This window comes from Ruegeria sp. CDSA246 (genome assembly GCF_059611225.1).
The window spans coordinates 16514-34899 of the sequence record NZ_JBXWPD010000005.1 but is presented as its reverse complement, the minus strand read 5'-3'; the positions used below and the strand labels follow the sequence as shown (position 1 = coordinate 34899).

Annotated in this window: 18 protein-coding genes; 7 read left to right on the top strand and 11 right to left on the bottom strand. The window is 57.2% G+C overall.

Annotation, left to right across the window (positions count from 1 at the left end):
• Window positions 1-62: 62 nt before the first annotated feature.
• Window positions 63-281 (bottom strand): succinate dehydrogenase assembly factor 2, encoded by a 219-nt coding sequence (locus tag AC2FI9_RS07455; protein WP_108860430.1) that lies wholly within the window; start codon window positions 279-281, stop codon window positions 63-65.
• A gap of 35 nt (window positions 282-316) precedes the next feature.
• Window positions 317-709, bottom strand: coding sequence for a helix-turn-helix domain-containing protein (locus AC2FI9_RS07450; protein ID WP_496766884.1), 393 nt, complete (start codon window positions 707-709; stop codon window positions 317-319).
• Window positions 710-800: 91 nt separating this feature from the next.
• On the opposite strand from AC2FI9_RS07450, the gene AC2FI9_RS07445 reads away from it, so the two are divergent.
• Together AC2FI9_RS07445 and AC2FI9_RS07440 are read left to right on the top strand one after the other, a co-directional pair.
• Complete coding sequence (locus tag AC2FI9_RS07445; RefSeq protein WP_496766883.1) at window positions 801-2003, top strand: pyridoxal phosphate-dependent aminotransferase; 1203 nt, start codon at window positions 801-803, stop codon at window positions 2001-2003.
• A 10-nt stretch (window positions 2004-2013) separates the two neighbouring features.
• Window positions 2014-2415 carry a hypothetical protein gene (locus AC2FI9_RS07440; protein WP_496766882.1) on the top strand — a complete coding sequence of 134 codons (402 nt, stop codon included), beginning with the start codon at window positions 2014-2016 and terminating at the stop codon, window positions 2413-2415.
• 11 nt (window positions 2416-2426) lie between these two features.
• On the opposite strand, the gene AC2FI9_RS07435 is transcribed toward AC2FI9_RS07440, so the two are convergent.
• Entirely contained in the window at window positions 2427-3791 is a 1365-nt protein-coding gene (locus AC2FI9_RS07435; RefSeq protein WP_496766881.1) for an MATE family efflux transporter, read from the bottom strand.
• Between the two features lie 105 nt (window positions 3792-3896).
• Window positions 3897-4820 (bottom strand): polyphosphate kinase 2, encoded by a 924-nt coding sequence (gene ppk2, locus AC2FI9_RS07430; RefSeq protein WP_496766880.1) that lies wholly within the window; start codon window positions 4818-4820, stop codon window positions 3897-3899.
• 126 nt (window positions 4821-4946) lie between these two features.
• Here ppk2 and AC2FI9_RS07425 point away from each other — a divergent pair, with 126 nt between their 5' ends.
• Window positions 4947-5822, top strand: a complete 876-nt coding sequence (locus AC2FI9_RS07425) for an alpha/beta fold hydrolase (RefSeq protein ID WP_282153696.1) — start codon at window positions 4947-4949, stop codon at window positions 5820-5822.
• A 6-nt stretch (window positions 5823-5828) separates the two neighbouring features.
• Here AC2FI9_RS07425 and AC2FI9_RS07420 read toward each other — a convergent pair whose 3' ends face one another.
• Window positions 5829-6437, bottom strand: coding sequence for a carboxymuconolactone decarboxylase family protein (locus AC2FI9_RS07420; RefSeq protein ID WP_496766879.1), 609 nt, complete (start codon window positions 6435-6437; stop codon window positions 5829-5831).
• A gap of 190 nt (window positions 6438-6627) precedes the next feature.
• On the opposite strand from AC2FI9_RS07420, the gene AC2FI9_RS07415 reads away from it, so the two are divergent.
• From AC2FI9_RS07415 to AC2FI9_RS07400, 4 genes are all read left to right on the top strand, one after another.
• On the top strand, window positions 6628-7182 hold the full coding sequence (locus tag AC2FI9_RS07415; RefSeq protein WP_472724096.1) for an NYN domain-containing protein: 555 nt from the start codon (window positions 6628-6630) through the stop codon (window positions 7180-7182).
• Between the two features lie 159 nt (window positions 7183-7341).
• Window positions 7342-9300 (top strand): DNA topoisomerase IV subunit B, encoded by a 1959-nt coding sequence (gene parE, locus AC2FI9_RS07410; protein ID WP_496723650.1) that lies wholly within the window; start codon window positions 7342-7344, stop codon window positions 9298-9300.
• Between the two features lie 99 nt (window positions 9301-9399).
• Window positions 9400-10086: a hypothetical protein gene (locus AC2FI9_RS07405; protein WP_496766878.1), complete on the top strand. Its 687-nt coding sequence runs from the start codon at window positions 9400-9402 to the stop codon at window positions 10084-10086.
• A 331-nt stretch (window positions 10087-10417) separates the two neighbouring features.
• Window positions 10418-10699, top strand: a complete 282-nt coding sequence (locus AC2FI9_RS07400; RefSeq protein WP_496766877.1) for a hypothetical protein — start codon at window positions 10418-10420, stop codon at window positions 10697-10699.
• A gap of 18 nt (window positions 10700-10717) precedes the next feature.
• Here the strand turns inward: AC2FI9_RS07400 and AC2FI9_RS07395 are convergent, their stop codons facing one another.
• The 6 genes from AC2FI9_RS07395 to AC2FI9_RS07370 form a co-directional block, all read right to left on the bottom strand.
• Window positions 10718-11488: an alpha/beta hydrolase gene (locus AC2FI9_RS07395; RefSeq protein WP_496723656.1), complete on the bottom strand. Its 771-nt coding sequence runs from the start codon at window positions 11486-11488 to the stop codon at window positions 10718-10720.
• Window positions 11489-11556: 68 nt separating this feature from the next.
• A complete protein-coding gene (locus AC2FI9_RS07390) occupies window positions 11557-12396 on the bottom strand; it encodes an EamA family transporter (RefSeq protein WP_496766876.1) in 840 nt (279 codons plus the stop codon).
• A 74-nt stretch (window positions 12397-12470) separates the two neighbouring features.
• Window positions 12471-13616 (bottom strand): iron-containing alcohol dehydrogenase, encoded by a 1146-nt coding sequence (locus AC2FI9_RS07385; protein WP_496766875.1) that lies wholly within the window; start codon window positions 13614-13616, stop codon window positions 12471-12473.
• Window positions 13617-13683: 67 nt separating this feature from the next.
• Complete coding sequence (locus tag AC2FI9_RS07380; protein ID WP_496766874.1) at window positions 13684-15066, bottom strand: aldehyde dehydrogenase family protein; 1383 nt, start codon at window positions 15064-15066, stop codon at window positions 13684-13686.
• A 94-nt stretch (window positions 15067-15160) separates the two neighbouring features.
• On the bottom strand, window positions 15161-16522 hold the full coding sequence (locus AC2FI9_RS07375) for a glutamine synthetase family protein (protein WP_496766873.1): 1362 nt from the start codon (window positions 16520-16522) through the stop codon (window positions 15161-15163).
• 50 nt (window positions 16523-16572) lie between these two features.
• Window positions 16573-18258: a Na/Pi cotransporter family protein gene (locus AC2FI9_RS07370; protein ID WP_496766872.1), complete on the bottom strand. Its 1686-nt coding sequence runs from the start codon at window positions 18256-18258 to the stop codon at window positions 16573-16575.
• Window positions 18259-18386: the final 128 nt, after the last annotated feature.

Below are 18386 nucleotides of genomic sequence, written 5' to 3'. Positions count from 1 at the left end.
GTCGCGCTGTTTCAGGCAGGATGAATGGAAATCCCGAAAAATCGGTTAAGCCGGGTTTTCTTTTATTTTTGAAAGGTCTGAGCGATGTCCGATATCAATTCGGAATAGGTTTCGGGCGGCTGCACCTGCCCTGTGACCCACTGATAAAGATCCTGGTCGTTTTCGTGCAGCAACGCATCATAGTTATCCAGATCCGACGGCTCCATGGCCGTCAGGTTTCGGTCAGCATAGGCCGACAGGATCAGATCCATTTCCTTGATCCCACGTCGCATGGATCGCATCTTCAGCCGCTTAATTCTAACGTCCCGAGGTTCGTTCACCGACCTTGCTCCAGCATCAGACGCAGCCGTTTTTCCAGTTTCGCTGCCCGCTCGGCACTGGCGCGCATCTCGCCGCGAATGGAACGCAGCTCAGCCACGACATCCGCAAGCTCGGGTGCGCCCTCTTCCGCTTCGACGGGGGCATCCATGCCTTCGCCTTCACCGGTCAGCAACCACATGATCGACACGTTGACCATGCCTGCCATCATGGAAAGACGGTTCGCCCGCGGTTCGGACAGATCGTTTTCCCAAGCTGCAATTGTTGTCTTTTTCACGCCAAGCCTGCGGGCCATCTGGGCCTGGGTCATACCAGCCGCTTCGCGTGCCCCTGCCAGCCTGTCCCCGAATGTCGCAGAGTCCGGTCCGTACCAGTCATTCTCGTCGTTCATCGGGCTCTCCAATTCCATAATTCATATCGCTTGATCGTCATTCCGGCGCACCCTATGACAGTCAAGCTGAACATACAAATCGAGGCCGACCATGAGTTTCCTTTCTGCGACACTGTCACGCGTGAAGCCATCGCCCACCATTGCGATAACCGCTAAAGCGGCCGAGTTGAAAGCTGCCGGGCGCGATGTCATCGGCCTAAGCGCGGGCGAGCCCGATTTCGACACTCCGCAGAACATCAAGGACGCAGCAGTTGCGGCCATCGCGGCCGGTAAAACCAAATATACTGCGCCTGACGGCATCCCAGAATTGAAGCAAGCCGCCTGCGCCAAGATGAAGCGTGACCACGGGTTGGATTACACGCCCGCGCAGATTTCGGTCGGCACCGGCGGCAAGCAAACTTTGTACAATGCCCTGATGGCTACGATGAATGAGGGCGATGAAGTTGTGATCCCTGCACCCTATTGGGTTAGCTATCCCGACATGGTGCTTTTGGCCGGGGGCACTCCGGTAATCGCGGAAACTTCGATCCAGACCAACTTCAAACTCACTGCAGATCAGCTTGAGGCTGCGATCACGCCAAAGACCAAATGGCTTATCTTCAACTCACCGTCGAACCCCACTGGTGCAGGCTATAGCCGTGAAGAGCTGAAAGAACTGACCGATGTTCTGATGCGTCATCCGCATGTCTGGGTCATGTCCGACGACATGTATGAACATCTGGCCTATGACGGGTTCGAATTTTGCACCCCGGCCGAAGTCGAGCCCCGCCTTTATGACCGGACGCTGACCTGCAACGGTGTCTCCAAGGCCTACGCCATGACTGGGTGGCGCATAGGTTACGCGGCAGGACCGGTCGAGGTCATCGCCGCCATGCGCAAGATTCAATCGCAATCGACCTCGAACCCCTGCTCGGTCAGCCAATGGGCGGCGGTGGAGGCACTGAACGGCACTCAGTCCTTCCTGGCCCCCAACAACGAAACGTTCAAACGCCGCCGTGATCTTGTTGTGCGCATGTTGAACGATATCGACGGCATCAGCTGCCCGACACCCGAAGGCGCGTTCTATGTCTATCCGTCCATTGCCGGGTTGATTGGCAAAACCACCCCTGCAGGCACTGTGATCGACTCGGATGAGGCGTTTGCCACCGCTTTGCTGGAAGAGGTGGACGTGGCCGTCGTGTTCGGTGCGGCCTTTGGCCTGTCGCCAAACTTTCGCGTCAGCTATGCGACCTCGGACGAGGCGCTGACCGAAGCCTGCACCCGCATCCAGCGCTTTTGCGCATCATTGACTTGAGTAGGCGCAAATGACGGCGGAACTGCCCGAATATTATTTCCGCGTTCGCGAAAATGGTGCGGCGGTTTTCAGGATCGACACTGAAAACCGCCAGCGCCGGATCGAGATGGATCAGATTGCGGTCATCAACATCCGCAATGGCGAGGTGAAATCGCAAGGCCAACGCACGTTGTCCGACGCCGACAAGGCTGAGATTGCCCGTTGGATGGAGGCGCGAAAAGCGTTGCTGGCCCAGCGCGACATCGACGACATTCATCGGGCTGTCGATTATCTGAACCTCACCACGCAATGGGCGCAATCCAAGGCAACACCAGAGCAGCTTGAAGACGTAACCGACCGGTTGCTGCTGGCCATGCATGATCTACGCTCTGTCCTGGTGCGAAAAAAGGCAGACCGCTTCAGCAAAGACTGACCCGCCGAATCTTACTCGGCGGGCACCCCGACCTCGCGGACCGAGCGCATCCAGAACCGCGCCATTAGCATAACCGCTGCGCAGGCCAGGCCCAGAACAAGGCCAAGCCATACCCCGATTCCGTCCATGCCCAATACGAAGCCAAAGTAATACGACGACGTGATCCCTACGCCCCAATAGCTGAGCGCGGCCATGACCATCGGGATCTTTGCATCCTGCAACCCACGCAGGAGGCCAAGCGCAATGACCTGTGCCCCGTCCACCAATTGGAACAAAGCCGCCATGGCCAGCAGGCCTGTACCGATCATCAGGATTTCCGGACGCTGCGGGTCATCCGGTTCCATGAACAGGGAAATCAAAGGCTCGGCATAGGCTAGGAACAGGATGACAGTCAGGACCGAGATCACCAAAGACATCCCCGTCACCGCAATCGCGCCGCGTTCCAGATGCGGCCTATCTTTCCGGCCCAACGCATTCCCTGCCCGGATCGTCGCAGCGTTTGACAACCCCAGATGCACCATGAACGTCGCGGATGCCAAATTAAGTGCAATGCCATGTGCCGCCAGCGGAACCTGACCCAGCCAGCCCATCATGATCGCTGACATTGCGAACAGGCTGACCTCGGACAGGGTTGTCAGGCCAATCGGGACGCCAAGGCGGAGAACGCTCAGAAACATCTCCCAATCCGGGCGCCAGAACCGTTGGAACAGGCTATGTTCGGGCAAAACGCGCATGGCGTATATCACCACGCAAACCAACGATACGATCTGAGTGACAACCGACGCGATGGCGGCACCCATCACGCCCAGTTCAGGGGCACCCCAATTGCCGAAGATCAGGGCATAGTTGGTGATCGCATTGACCACTGCCGCAGCCACGGTGATCCACAAAACGATCTGGGTCCGCTCCAACGCGGCCAGATAGGATTTCAGCACCATCACCAAAAGCGCCGGAATTAGGCCCCACCCAGCAACCCTGAGGTACTGGGACGCGGTTTCAGCGACTTGCGGGTCCTGCTTCAACGCAAGGAAAATAGGGTACGACCACCAGAGCATTGGCATCATAACGGCCGCATAGATAAGCGACAACCACAACCCCATGCGCGTTGTACGGCGAATACTTGTTTCGTCTTCTTCAGCCGCAGCCGTCGCCACCATTGGCATGACGGCCAAACCGAATCCGGCCCCAAACAGGAACAACACAAAGAAATAGCTGCTGGCCAGGGTCACGGCGGCCAGCGCCTCGACACCGTACCAACCCAGCATGACTGTATCCGTCAGCCCAATAGCAAATTGGGCCAGGTGCCCGCCGATCAGCGGCAGGCCCAGCACAGAAATGGCCCGGAAGTGGCCACCATATGTCATCACCTTACTCATCCGAACAGCCTTATGCCCGGCCCGAGGCCGGGACAAGAGGCGAACGACGAAATTTCACCTTGAGACTACACCCGCAGGTTCAAATGTTATCTGAGAGGCCTCCTGTCACATCGTTTCAGGATGCAGTGAATTGCCCAGAATATGTTCCGAATGCTGGATCACGTGATGCGCCTGCCCGACGATCAAAGGATCGGGGCCGTCGACGATTTCATGGTTCTTGTCCGGATAGTCCAGCGTAGACAGGAAGTGGCGCATACAATTCAGGCGCGCGCGCTTTTTGTCGTTCGATTTCACGATGGTCCACGGGGCGTCGGCGGTATCGGTATAGAAGAACATCGCCTCCTTGGCCTCGGTATAATCGTCCCATTTATCAAGGCTGGCCTTGTCGATCGGTGACAGCTTCCACTGTTTCAAAGGATCGGTTTCGCGGCTTTTGAACCGGCGTTGCTGTTCGGGTTGCGTGACCGAGAACCAGTATTTGTAAAGTTGGATGCCCGAGCGCACCAGCATCCGCTCCAGCTCGGGCGTTTGACGCATGAACTCGAGATATTCGTTGGGCGAACAGAAACCCATCACCCGTTCAACCCCGGCGCGGTTGTACCAGGATCGGTCGTAGAAAACCATTTCACCCACAGTGGGCAATTCCTGAACATAACGCTGATAGTACCACTGCCCCTTCTCTTCCCAGGTGGGCTTGTTCAAGGCAACGACACGCGCTTGGCGTGGGTTCAGGTGCTCCATAAAGCGTTTGATCGTTCCACCTTTGCCCGCGGCGTCCCTGCCCTCGAACAGCAGGACAAACCGCTGGCCGGTTTCCTGAGCCCAATGTTGTACTTTTAACAATTCTGCCTGCAGTTGCGCCTTTTCCGCCTCATAAGCTTTGCGCGCCATCTTGCGGTCATAAGGATATTTGCCGCTTTCAAAGGCCTGACGAATTCTCTCGGGGCTAGGCTCGGTCGGTGAGGTTTTGGCTATCGCCGACAGGTTGGCAGGGTCTTGCACATCCTCGATCTGCGTCACTACTTCCATTCAGGTTCTCCTTGTCTCACTGTCCGGAAAAACGCCTAGCAGCCGGGTGAAAAACACGCTTTGATTGGTGTCAAACTTTTACATCTTTCTGGGCGTGTGCTTCAGGTACAACACAGGGCTTCGGCTATGAAAAACAAGTTCATTGATCTTAACGGCCATAGGTTCCTTCTGCGCAGCTGGGGGGACCCTAACCTTCCGCCTTTATTGATGCTTCACGGGTTTCCCGAATATAGCGGCGCGTGGCAGGACCTGGCCCCGCATTTGTCCTCCGACTTTCATTGCATCGCCCCCGATCAACGCGGTTACGGGCAAAGCTGGGCGCCGGAGGGCGTCGGCCATTATGCCCTGTCGCGACTGGTCTCGGACATGGTGACGTTGATTGAGAGGTTCGCCCGTCCGGTTTGTGTTCTTGGCCACGATTGGGGAGCGTCTGTAGCCTATGGTTTGGCCATGTTCCGCCCGGATCTGGTGGACCGATTGATTATCGCCAACGGCGTGCACCCGGCGCCTTTCCAACGGGCCATGGCCGCAGGCGGGGCGCAATCCGAGGCTTCGCAATACATCAATGCCCTGCGCGCACCAGACGCGGCAGAGCGTTTGTCGGCGGACAATTTCGCCAAGCTCGAACAGTTCTTTCGTTTCGGGATGGGTACAGACTGGCTTACGGACCAGCAGATGCAGGTCTATCGTACAGAATGGGCCCGGCCCAGGCGGCTGGAGACTATGCTGAACTGGTACCGGGCATCGCCGCTGGTGGTTGCGAAACCCGGCGCACCGCGCACGGATCTGCCAGAGCTGCCGAAGGACCGGTTGATGGTTCGCTGCCCCCACCTGTTGCTGTGGGGGCGTGAAGACAAGGCGTTGCTGCCAGAATCGACGGAGGGGCTGGAAGACTACGCACCCGACCTGACGCGCATCGACATTCCGAACGCTGATCACTGGCTGCACCATCAACAGCCCGAAGCGGTAGCACAGGCAATCTTTGGGTGGATCGCGCGCTAAATCCGGTTACCGGTGCCCCCAATCCGCCGGGTCATCCGAATTGTTGGGGGACAGGCCCAATATGTCACCATCTGTGGAACACCCCAGCCCCAAAACGGTCCGGTTCGCATAAGAAAAATACGCGCACACCTGATTTATTTCGAGGATCTCACCGTCATCCCATCCGGCCGTGCGCAGGGCTTCCACGTCTTGCTGTTTCAACTCCGCCGGGGCCTCGGTCAGTTTGCGCGCGTAACGCATGGCCTCGATCTGGGCCGCATCCAACGGGGCCTCCTCTGGCGTGCCAGCCTCAATCGCCGCGCGAATTGCCTGGCTACGCTCCGGATCGCCCAACAAACGCTGCAAACCGCTGTAGTGGTGCTCGACACAATAGCTGCATTTGTTCAGCGCGCTGACCCACACGCCCAAAACCTCAAGAAACCATTTCGGGATCGTGTTGGACGAATGGTGCAGCACGTTCTTGTACATGGCCATGTGACCTTCCATCGAATGTGGCCGCAAGGAATGCACCATCATGATGTTGTCGACATTGTTGCCGGGGCCAGTAACACGGTCGTACAGTTTCCTGAGTTTTCCTGTTGCTTCATCAAAAGGGATGGTTCTGATCCAGCTCATCTCTTTGCCTCCCGTATCCATTTGCTTTTGCAGCCAAACCTAAACAGAATGCAGAAACAATGCGAGGCCTTGACGGCCACGTTTACCTGGAACATTTCACGTGACTGCAATGAGAACGCTCTGGGCATCCTCCACCGCCACCTGATAAAGAACTGCCGACACCCCGTTTCACTATATTGATTTTCCAGCGATGCGCCTTCCTCTGTTCTTGTTTGTCCTGTCAATCTGCGGCCTGTTCGCGGCACTGTCCCGCCCTGCTTTTTCTGATTGGGCAATGGTCGCAGGGCTTTGCACCGTTGCAAGCGCGATATTGCTGCTTGGAAAATGGTTGCGCAGATCGAAAGCGCCGGAGAACTGGGCCGTGGTTGATGGATCAAATATTTTGCACTGGCGAGAGGGCATTCCGGACATTGCCACCGTACGAGAAGTTGTCGACGCTTTAACCGCCTCCGGCCTGACTCCCGGTGTCGTGTTCGATGCAAATGTCGGCTACAAAATCTCGGATCGCTACATGAATGACAAAGCCCTTGCCTCTCTGCTTGGGTTGCCCGTTGACCGTGTTATGGTCGCACCCAAGGGAACGCCAGCCGACCCGCTTGTTCTACAGGTCGCTCGCGACCTAAGTGCTACCATTGTCACAAATGACCGTTTTCGCGACTGGGTTGACGATTATCCGGATGTGCTGCAGGCCAAAGAGCTTGTGCAGGGTGGCTATCGGAATGGGGCTCTCTGGCTGGCGTTGTGACCGTGGTTCCAGCCTAGTCAAACATGTAGCGTTTCAACCTCAGCTCCCAATCAGGGCGCATCATAGCCGACAAACCGCACACAACACTTCGCGCGCCCCTTCCCCCGGACCACATCCCCTGCCATAATGGGACCAAACCCAAAAACAAGAGCAGCACCCATGCCCGACGATCTGTTGACGCCAGAAGCGACCAATACCTATGACGCCTCCTCAATCGAGGTGCTTGAAGGGCTGGAACCGGTCCGCAAACGCCCCGGCATGTATATTGGCGGCACGGACGAACGCGCGCTGCACCATATGGTGGCCGAAATCCTCGACAACTCGATGGACGAAGCGGTTGCGGGTCACGCCAACCGGATCGAGGTTGAGCTGCACGCAGATTACGCCCTGACCGTGCGCGACAACGGGCGCGGCATTCCGATCGATCCGCATCCGAAATTTCCCGACAAATCAGCGCTAGAGGTGATCCTCTGCACCCTACACGCGGGCGGCAAATTCTCGGGCAAGGCCTATCAGACCTCGGGCGGTCTGCACGGTGTGGGTGCGTCGGTTGTGAACGCGCTGTCGGATTCGATGGTCGTTCAGGTGGCGCGTGACAAACAGCTGTTCGAACAGCGCTTTTCACGCGGCATCCCTCTGGGCCCTGTCGAAAAAGTCGGCGCGGCACCCAACCGGCGCGGCACCACTGTGACATTCCACGCAGATGAAGAGATCTTTGGCCACCACAAGTTCAAACCGGCGCGGCTGTTCAAATCCATCCGCTCCAAGGCCTACCTGTTCTCGGGCGTCGAAATTCGCTGGAAATCCCATATCGACGACGGCGAAACGCCAACCGAAGCCAGCTTCCACTTTCCCGGCGGTCTATCGGACTACCTGAAGGAAACGATGAACGGCTCGTCCACCTATGCCGAGCAACCCTTTGCAGGCACCGTGGACTTCCGGGAAAAGTTCGGCACCCCCGGCAAGGTCGAATGGGCGATCAACTGGACGCCATCGCGCGACGGGTTCATCCAGTCCTATTGTAACACCGTCCCCACCCCCGAAGGCGGCACTCATGTGGCTGGCTTCTGGGCTGCGGTCCTCAAGGGGATCAAGGCCTATGGCGAACTGATCAACAACAAGAAGGCCGCGCAGATCACCCGCGACGACCTGATCACCGGTGGCTGTGCGCTGGTGTCCTGTTTCATCAGTGAGCCGGAATTCGTCGGCCAGACCAAAGATCGCCTTGCGACGGTCGAGGCGCAGCGGTTGGTAGAGAATTCGGTCCGCGACCATTTCGATAACTGGCTGGCCGCGGACACGAAATCCGCCGGAGCTATTCTCGATTTCCTCATTCTGAGGTCCGAAGAACGTCTGCGCCGACGCGCCGAGAAAGAAACACAACGTAAGTCCGCCACTAAAAAACTTCGTCTTCCCGGCAAGTTGGTGGACTGTTCTAGTTCAACACGCGACGGAACAGAATTATTCATCGTCGAAGGAGATTCTGCGGGCGGTTCTGCAAAAATGGGCCGAAACCGCAAAACGCAGGCCCTGCTGCCCTTGCGCGGCAAGATCCTGAACGTGCTGGGCGCGGCCAGTTCGAAACTGGGCACCAATGCCGAGATCAACGACCTAACCCAAGCGCTGGGTGTGGGCCTTGGCACCAAGTTCAACGTCGACGATCTGCGCTATGACAAGATCATCATCATGACCGACGCGGATGTGGACGGGGCGCATATCGCGGCGCTGCTGATGACGTTCTTCTTTACCCAGATGCGCCCGATGATCGACACGGGCCACTTGTACCTGGCCTGCCCGCCCCTCTATCGCCTGACCCAGGGCGCGAAACGCGTCTATTGTCTGGACGAGGCCGAGCGCGACGAGTGGCTTGAGAAAGGTCTGGGCGGCAAAGGCAAGATCGACGTTTCCCGCTTCAAAGGTCTGGGTGAGATGGACGCCAAGGACCTGAAAGAGACCACGATGGATCCGGCCTCCCGCAAATTGATCCGCGTCACCATCGACGAAGACGAACCCGGCGAGACAGGCGATCTTGTCGAGCGCCTGATGGGCAAAAAACCCGAACTGCGGTTCCAGTACATTCAGGAGAACGCGCGGTTTGTGGAGGAGTTGGATGTTTAGAGGTTTCGCTTGAAAATTTTGGTAGCTTGCATGGCATGCCAGATTTCTACGGGAACACCATGTGGGAACAGTGATTTCGTAACAGTTACGGAACCGGGGGTGTATGAAAAGTACTGCCCTACCAGCGACAGAACAACAGTACACGTTTTGCAATGTGAGAAATTTGAAGTCTTTTTTGAGAAATCGTTCCTTGCATTAAGCAATGAGTCTTTTTCCGAGGCGGTGATATTATCAGTCACAGCTTTAGAGCTTTTCTTGGGTTTTGTGTCTAAGGTGGTGACCTACACAAGCGATACGACATTCGAAAGCATGGAAAAGATAGACCGCCTTCTGAGCGCCAATGCTGAACGCAACATAGGTGCCTACCTCCTCGCTTCCGAACTATGGGCTACTCAAAATAAGACTTCGTTGCCCTTCGACATAAGTCTAATCGACGAGGCAAGGTCACTTCGCAACAAATGCGCTCACAAAGGATATCTACCTTCACCTGATCAGACAAAAAAACATGTGGAGTCGGTGGCAAAAGCCTCTGTCGAGTGTATTCACGTTATGCGCAACCAACACAAGGAAGCGTTCGAAAAAGTTGTTTTCAAAAACCATCGCAAGTTGTTTTTGAAAGCCAAAGAACGACAACAGCAGCTTGGAATTTCTGATGTTAGCCCTGCTACGCTGGGCTTTCCGTTCGGAGTGGGTCTAACAAATGCAGAACCGGGTTTCGAATTAGCGACGCAAGTTAGAAATGCAGCCCAAAATCAAAAATTATTTGCACAATTTGCGAGAACGTGAGCCTACAGGGTGGTTGCTCTCACCAATCAACTCTTTCGCAAAACCTGAGTGTAAACTCCCATGCTACCTAAACACAAACCTCGCGCCTTTCGTCAAACCGCAACTTCATCCCAGTCAAAACGGAGGCTAGTCGGGCGCGTGCTTGATGCTCTGCATCAAGCATTGGGCGGATAGCGCAGGACCTTCCCACAAGCGACCTGCAAACACCCCCCTTGCCTAACCCGTTGATCCCGTTCACACTTGCGCGCAATTGTCATCCAAGAACAACTTTTGAGGTTCCGAGCGTCCAAGACCCAATTTGAACGAACAAATTTTCGAACGGGAGGACGACATGAAATCACTAACCCTCGGGCTGGCCTTTGCCTTGCTGGCCAGTCAGGCAAGCGCGCAGCAGTCGCTGATCGGTGCATCACCTATTCCGGTCGGGGCAGAGTTACGGTTCTGCTATTACAACGGCCTCGCTTATTCGGTGGACGCCTTTGTTGTTATCTCTGGCAACAACACCGTGACCGAAACGTCCAGTACGCGCGAAGAACACCTTCTGCGTTGTATCAAAGGCGGCGACGGTGTCATGAAGTGGAAACCAGAGAGCGGTATTCAGGTCAATCGCTGAATTGAAAGGTCGGGCCGTCTAGCCCACCTTACCCTCCAGCCAGTCCGCGATCTGGCCGGCAGGGTGTTCCCAGCCGGGCTCCATGAACAGGAAATGCGCGTGGTTTTCCACTGGCATAAACGTCGCGCGATCCCCGTACAGATTGGCCAGAGCACGGCAGGTGTCGGGGTTGACGGCGCGGTCCTCGGTTCCCGAGACGATCAGCACCGGGCAATCGACCTTGTCGATATCGACCTTCATCGCGTGGTGATCGTCGAACATCCAAAAGAACATCTCGAACATCACCCGCCCGCTTTCTGCACCCAGCTGGTCGAACACTTCACGCTGCTGCGCCTCGGGCATCTTGTTCAGCGCAAAAGGGGCCATCAGGTCGAACTCGACATGCATGGGCTGTTTCCAGAACGCCCCGCCCTCCATCAGCGCGCGCGGGATGGCGCGCTCATCGTCGGTTTCGGGCAAGGTGCCCCACGGCGCGTTCGGGTTGATCAAGACAATGGCACTGGCCAACCCACGCTCGGCCACCTGCTGCGCCACCACGCCCGCGATGGCATGGCCGAGGATGACAGGCTTGCTGTCCAAGCCCTGTACGAACTCGGCAATATCATTGGTATAATCCGCGACACTGGTATCCGTAAGCCCGGGGTCAGGTTCGGCCTTGGGGTCCCCGCCATGAAAGCGCAGTGCAGGGGTGTGCACCGTCCAGCCGCGCGCGCGGAAGAAACCCGCGTAGTCCGCCATGCACCAAGGTCCGGCAAAGGCCCCGTGGATCAGAACAATCTCTTTGGTCATCAAAACGCCCTCTCGTCACTTGCCCCCACTATGCGAGACGACAGGCGCGCGCGGCAAGGCCGCCGGGATCAGACCGACATACCGATCAGGGCTACGCCAACGGCCATCAGTAAGGCCGCACCAAGGCGACGCATCCAGTTGCCCTCATGCAGGAAGATAAACCCGATCAACGCAGCGAAGATCACCGAAGTCTCGCGCAGTGCTGAAACCGCACCCAGTGGTGCGAAATTCTTGGCGTAAAGCACCAGACCATAGGCCGTCATCGACACCAGCCCGCCCAGGATTCCGATCATCCAGACCTTGGTCGGAAGCTGTGCCAACGTATCCCGCTTTTTGATGCCAACAAACCCGGCAATGAACAGGTGCAGGAACGCGCCCCAGGCCCAGTAGCTAAGCGTATTGCCCGACAACCGCACGCCGATGCCGTCCACGACCGAATAAATCGAGATGCAAAACCCGGTACCCAGTGCAAACCACAGCGCCCAGCGCCCGACGCCGGACCGCAAGGCACTCCAACTGCTGAGCTGAATACCAAGTGCGATCAGCGCAATCCCGCCCCATGCCTGCAGCGGAAGAACCTCGCCCACCAGGATCATCGCCCAGAGCGAGACCAACGCAGGCACGATACCGCGGGCGATCGGATAGACGACGCTCAGATCCCCATGCTGATAGGCTTTGCCGAGCATGTAGTAGTACCCAAAATGCACGACGGTCGAGATCAGGATATAGGGAAAGCTCTCAGCGCTGGGCAGAGGCAGCAGCAGGACCATGGCCGTTGCAGGGATAACATGCCCAAATGCGACAAGGCCCAATGTAGTCGTTCGGTCGGCGGCTGTTTTGACGATGGCGTTCCACACCGCATGCAGCAACGCAGCCGTCAAAATGATGGCGATGACAAACAGAGTCACGTCCGAACCTTTCGCGCAGAGAGAACCGGCCCAAGAAACGGGCCGGTTTCGTTACTTGCACAGAGCAAGACCGATCACAATGCAGCCTTAAACAGAGCGGTCAGATTGTCCTCTGTCAATTCGATTGGGTTACCACCACAAGACGGATCGATGATCGCGCCTTGCACCAGTTTCGGGATTGCAGCTTCGGTCACACCCAGTTCGGACAGTCTGGTTGGGATACCCAGCGCGTCGTTGAACTCCTGCACAAAGCCGCGGACGCCGTCAAAGCCGCCATCAATTCCCAGATAGGCCGCCGCTGACTGAAACCGGTCAGCGATAGCTGGGGCATTGAATTCCAGCACTGTGGGCATGCAAACCGCGTTGGTGGTGCCGTGGTGAGTGTTGAAAACAGCGCCAATCGGGTGGCTCATGGCGTGGATCGCGCCTAGGCCTTTCTGGAAGGCGGTCGCCCCCATCGCTGCCGCGCTCATCATCTGCGCGCGGGCCTCAATATCCGTGCCATCTGCATAGGCGCGTGGCAGGTACTCCTTGACCAGCCGCATACCTTCCAGCGCAATGCCGTGGCTCATCGGATGATAATGCGGGCTGGAATACGCCTCGACACAATGCGCAAATGCATCAAGACCGGTGCCCGCCGTGATGAATTTGGGCATGCCAACTGTTAGCTCGGGGTCGCAGATCACCACGGTCGGCAGAACCTTGGGATGGAATATGATCTTTTTCGCATGGGTTTCGGAATTCGTGATGACACTGGCGCGCCCGACCTCGGACCCGGTCCCGGCTGTGGTCGGCACAGCGATAATCGGTGCAATGACATCCGAATCCGCGCGTGTCCACCAATCGCCGATATCCTCGAAATCCCAAACCGGGCGCGTCTGCCCTGCCATAAAGGCAACCATCTTGCCCAGATCCAACCCGGAACCGCCGCCAAAAGCGATCACACCATCATGGCCGCCCGCATTGTAGGCCGCGACCCCTGCCTCAAGATTTTTTTCGTTCGGGTTAGGATCCACGTCGCTGAATAGCCCGCGCCCCAGCTCTGCGGCCTCCATGATATCCAGCGTCGCCGCGGTGATCGGTAGATCGGCCAACCCTTTGTCGGTGACCAACAACGGCCTTTTCATACCAGCGGCAGCACATGCCTCGGGCAGTTCCTTGATACGGCCTGCGCCGAATTTGATAGCGGTCGGATAGGACCAGTTTCCAACAAGTGACATGTCAGGTTTCCTTTGTGATTTGAGACCTGCCCGGCCGAGGGGGTCTGAACCGGGCAGGCCGTTGCCCTTAGCCCGTGACCTTTTTCAGGTGGTAGGATTTAGGACGTGTCAGGTTGTGATAGCCAATGACGGACAAACCGCCGCCGCGGCCGGTATTCTTGCAGCCAGTCCAACAAAGGCCCGGATCCAGGTAATCGGCGCGGTTCATGAACACGGTTCCGGTTTCGATCGCATCGCCCACGCGTTCGGCCCGGTCTACATCGCGGGTCCACAGGCTGGCGGTCAGACCAAATTCACTGTCATTCATCAAGGCGATGGCTTCGTCGTCCGAGGACACTTTCATAATGCCGACCACGGGGCCGAAACTCTCGTCCTGCATCACCCGCATGTCATGGGTGACGTTGGTCAGGATCTGCGGTGTCAGATAGGCCCCACCATCGTCCTCGGGGAACGTGCCGATATGAGCCACCGCCCCGGCCGCAACAGCCTCGGTGATCTGCGCGCGCACCTCTTTGGCAAAGCGCACATTGGCCATTGGACCAATCGTTGTATCGCTGTCCAGAGGATTGCCCAGCTTATAGCCTTTCACAACCTCAACCGCCTTGGCGACGAAGGCATCATACAGGCTATCGTGGACGTAAATCCGCTCGATCCCGCAGCAGCATTGGCCCGAGTTGAACATCGCGCCGTCAATCAACGTATCCACCGCAGCATCCAGATCGGCATCGTCCATGACATAGCCCGGATCTTTGCCACCCAGCTCGGTGCCAACACCGGTGAATGTCCCTGCAGCCGCGCGCTCCATCGCTTGGCCACCACCTACTGAACCGGTGAAGTTTACAAAGTCGAACGCATTGCCTGCAATCAGGTCATTGGTCACGTCATGGCTCAGGAAGACATTCTGAAATACATCTTCGGGCACACCCGCGGAATGAAACGCTTGCGCCATGCGCTCGCCCACCAGCAGCGTCTGCGTGGCATGTTTCAAGATCACAGTGTTCCCCGCGATCAGGGCCGGGGCCACGGTGTTGATTGCGGTCATGTAGGGATAGTTCCAGGGCGCCACCACAAAGACCACGCCATGCGGAATGCGCTTGATATAGCGTTTGAAGGCTTCGTCCTCGCCCACTGCGATATCAGCCAGAGACGCCTCGGCAATCTGAGCCATATGGCTCGCACGTTCGTTAAAGCCGCCGAACTCACCGCCATAACGTACCGGACGCCCCATCATATGCGCCAACTCGGGCACAATCTCATCGTTCATCGCCCCAACCGCAGCCACACCGGCCATGACAAGATCGATACGTTCCTGCAACGGCCGCGCTGCCCATTCTGCCTGTGCCGCCCGCGATCGCGCTGCCGCTTCAAACGCTGCATCCCGTGACAACACCTCACGTTCAGCAAAAACCGATCCATCAATCGGCGAGACACATTTCAACATCTGCCCCATAACCACTCCATTTCCGAAAGAAACAGGATCCCTGCTTCATCTGGCTAAAAATATCCCGGGGGCGTGGGGGCATCGCCCCCAGCCTGACCCGATCTCAAGCCCGCTCAAACCCGCGGGCAACTTCCCAATCAGTCACGACGCGCTCGAATTCCTCAATCTCGACTTCCGCTGCACGGGCATAGTGTTCGACCACATCATCACCCATAGCCGCGCGTAGCATCGATGACCCGTGCAACGCATCGCGTGCTGCACGCAGATTGCCGGGGATCATACCGGTGTCTCCCTGATAAACATCACCGGTGGTGGGCGATTGCAGTTCCAGGCCTTCTTCGATACCGGCAATCCCGGCGGCCAACATGCCAGCCATCGCCAGATACGGGTTCATATCTGAGCCCGGAATACGACACTCAACCCGCACGGCCTTAGTCCCATCGCCGCACAGACGGAAGCCAGCCGTTCGGTTGTCCACCGACCAGATAATCCTTGTCGGCGCAAAGGTGCCTTTCATGAACCGCTTGTAGCTGTTGATGTAGGGAGCCATGAAATAGGTATAGTCAGCGGCATATCTGAGCAGACCCGCCATATAGCTTTTCATCAGCGCCGACATACCCAACGCGTCATCCGCATCATAAAACGCTGGCTTGCCATCCGCCCAAAGCGACTGATGCACGTGGGACGAGCTGCCGACTTTGTCGTGATGCCATTTCGGCAGGAACGTCGCCGCGTGACCGTGTTGCCAGGCGATCTCTTTCACCGCGTTCTTGGCGATCGAGTGGTATTCGGCCGTGTCCATCGCCGGGGCGTATTTGATGTTCAGCTCTTCCTGCCCGGTCTCGGCCTCACCCTTCGAGTTCTCAACCGGTATCCCCGCGTTCCACAAATGGTTGCGGATTGGGCGCATCACATGCTCTTCCTTGGTGGTCTGCAGGATGTGATAATCTTCGTTATAGCCCGAGATCGGCTCCAGATCGCGGAAGCCTTCCTTGCGGATCTGGTCAAAGCTTTTTTCGAACAGGAAAAACTCCAGTTCGGTGGCGCACATCGCGTCATAACCCATGGCTTTGAGGCGATTGACCTGTTTCTTCAGGATCGAGCGCGGCGCATGCGGCACTTCCTCATGCGTGTGGTGATCCAGCACATCGCACATCACCATCGCCGTGCCTTCCAGCCACGGCACCGGGCGCAGCGTGCTCAAGTCCGGCTTCATGACATAATCGCCATAACCCCGCTCCCAACTGGTCGAGGCATAGCCGTCCGGCGTGCCCATCTCCAGATCCGTGGCCAGCAGATAATTGCAACAATGGGTTTCTTCCCACGCACCTGCTACGAAATGACCTGCGTGAAACCGCTTGCCCATCAGCCGGCCCTGCATGTCCACCATGCAAACCAGTACGGTGTCGACCTCGCCCGTTTCGAATTTGGCTTTCAGATCGGCCAAAATCGCTTCATTGCCCATCATTGGTTTCCTTTGTCACTCAGAAAGACCTCGGTTTCGATTACCTGCCTTCAGTCATCGTTGGCTTCTTTTTCCATTTCCATCACCAGGCGCGTTTCCAGAACCTGACCGCTTTTGTAGAGGATCGGATAGGCGACGGCGGCGATGTGCCCGTGCAAGTCGCGCATGGACCGCAGGGTTTCCAAATGCAGGTCGCTGGACTGAAAACTCTCGGTCTGACCGCGCTCCAACCGTTTCAGGTGCGCCTTGCGGCTATTGCGGGACATCCGCTTGACCTCGGCCTTGTCCAACACCAGCCGGCGGGCACAATCCATGTCGTCCACCAACAGCACGTGACGCGCCAGCGAGAAGCTTTCCAGAATGGCCGCGTGCAAATCCTTCAGCTCTTTCCAGCCCTGCGCCGAGAACTCCGAACGTTCAGTATGCTTGATCTGCGCCGTCCGGGTCATCCGGTTGGAGACGACATCGCCCGCAGCTTCAAGACGGATGGCATATTCGACCAACCCTCGTGCGGCTTTGATCTGCCCTTTGCTCATATTCTGCCGCGGCATGCGCGCAACGAAACGGCGGATCTCGGTCAGTTGCGTATTGACCCGCTCATCCTGCTGCCAAAGCGCGGAAATCGCGTCGCTGTCATCCTGTTCGTAGATATCCAAAACGGGGCGGAACATACGCTCGACCTGCGTGATCATCTGCAACAGTTCGTGACGCACCGAGGACATCGCAACGCTGGCCCTTTCGCCGCTGGGGTCCCCCAGCGGTGTCAGCGCATCCGAAAACTGATCCAGCGCATTGGCCTCGGCTTTGGGCTCCGCCATCAGAACGGCCATCGGCTGTTCCAACTGGTTCACGAAACCCGTGGCCAGAAGGAATACAGCCAAATTGAATCCGATATGTGCAAAAATCAGAGACTGCGCCGGGCTCGTCACCAATAGCGCCTCGTGCAAACCGCCAACATTCACGACGATCAGCATTACCAGCGCCGCGCTTCCCCGCAATAAGAGGTTGGCCAGAGGGATACGCCGGGCTGAGACGGTCATATCGCGCGTCAGCCACATTGGAATAAAGGCCGAACCCAGATTTGCTCCCAGCACCAGCGACAAACCGGCGGCAAAGGGAATTGCACCGATCTGAACCAAGGCCACGCACATCAGGATCGTCGCGACCGAGCTGTGCATGACAAAGGCCAGCACCGCACCAACGATAAAGGCGCTGAAATAATCGGTCTCAAGATACCCTGCGATTGCGGGCAAAAACGCGCTTTCGCGGATCGGCTCAACTGCTTCGCGCAGGAATTGAAGCGAGATCAGGATAAAGGCGACGCCCAGAACGATCCGGCCCATAAGCCGTACATTCGACCGTTCGGATTTCAGGTACAGCCAACCGCCCAACGCCAACAATGCGGGTTGAAGCCAGCCCAGATCATAGGACAGAACCTGAATGACTAAAGCGGCGCCCAAATCCGCGCCCAGAACACCCGCCAGCGCCATCCCAAACGTCACCATCCCCGCCGCAGCGAAACCGGTCAGCAAAACCGTAACGGCGGCCGAGCTTTGCAGGATCGTGGCCAGAACCATGCCAGCCCCCCCTGCAACGAAGCTGTTGGAGTGGCGTGTCAGGATCGACTGAAACAGCGCACCAAAGCGCCGTTCGATACCGGTACGAACCAAGCGTACGGCGAATAGCAGCAACATGGTTGCGGCAAAAATCTCAATCAAAAAGCTCGCGATAGCCATATGTTCACACCTCGTCTGACCGGTGCGCACAAATGTGCTTCCGGTTTTGTTTTTCTATTCTTGGAACAGACGAGAGCATAAATGATGTCGCTTATTGATGTCCAATCCCGACGCACGGGGTGCCCCAC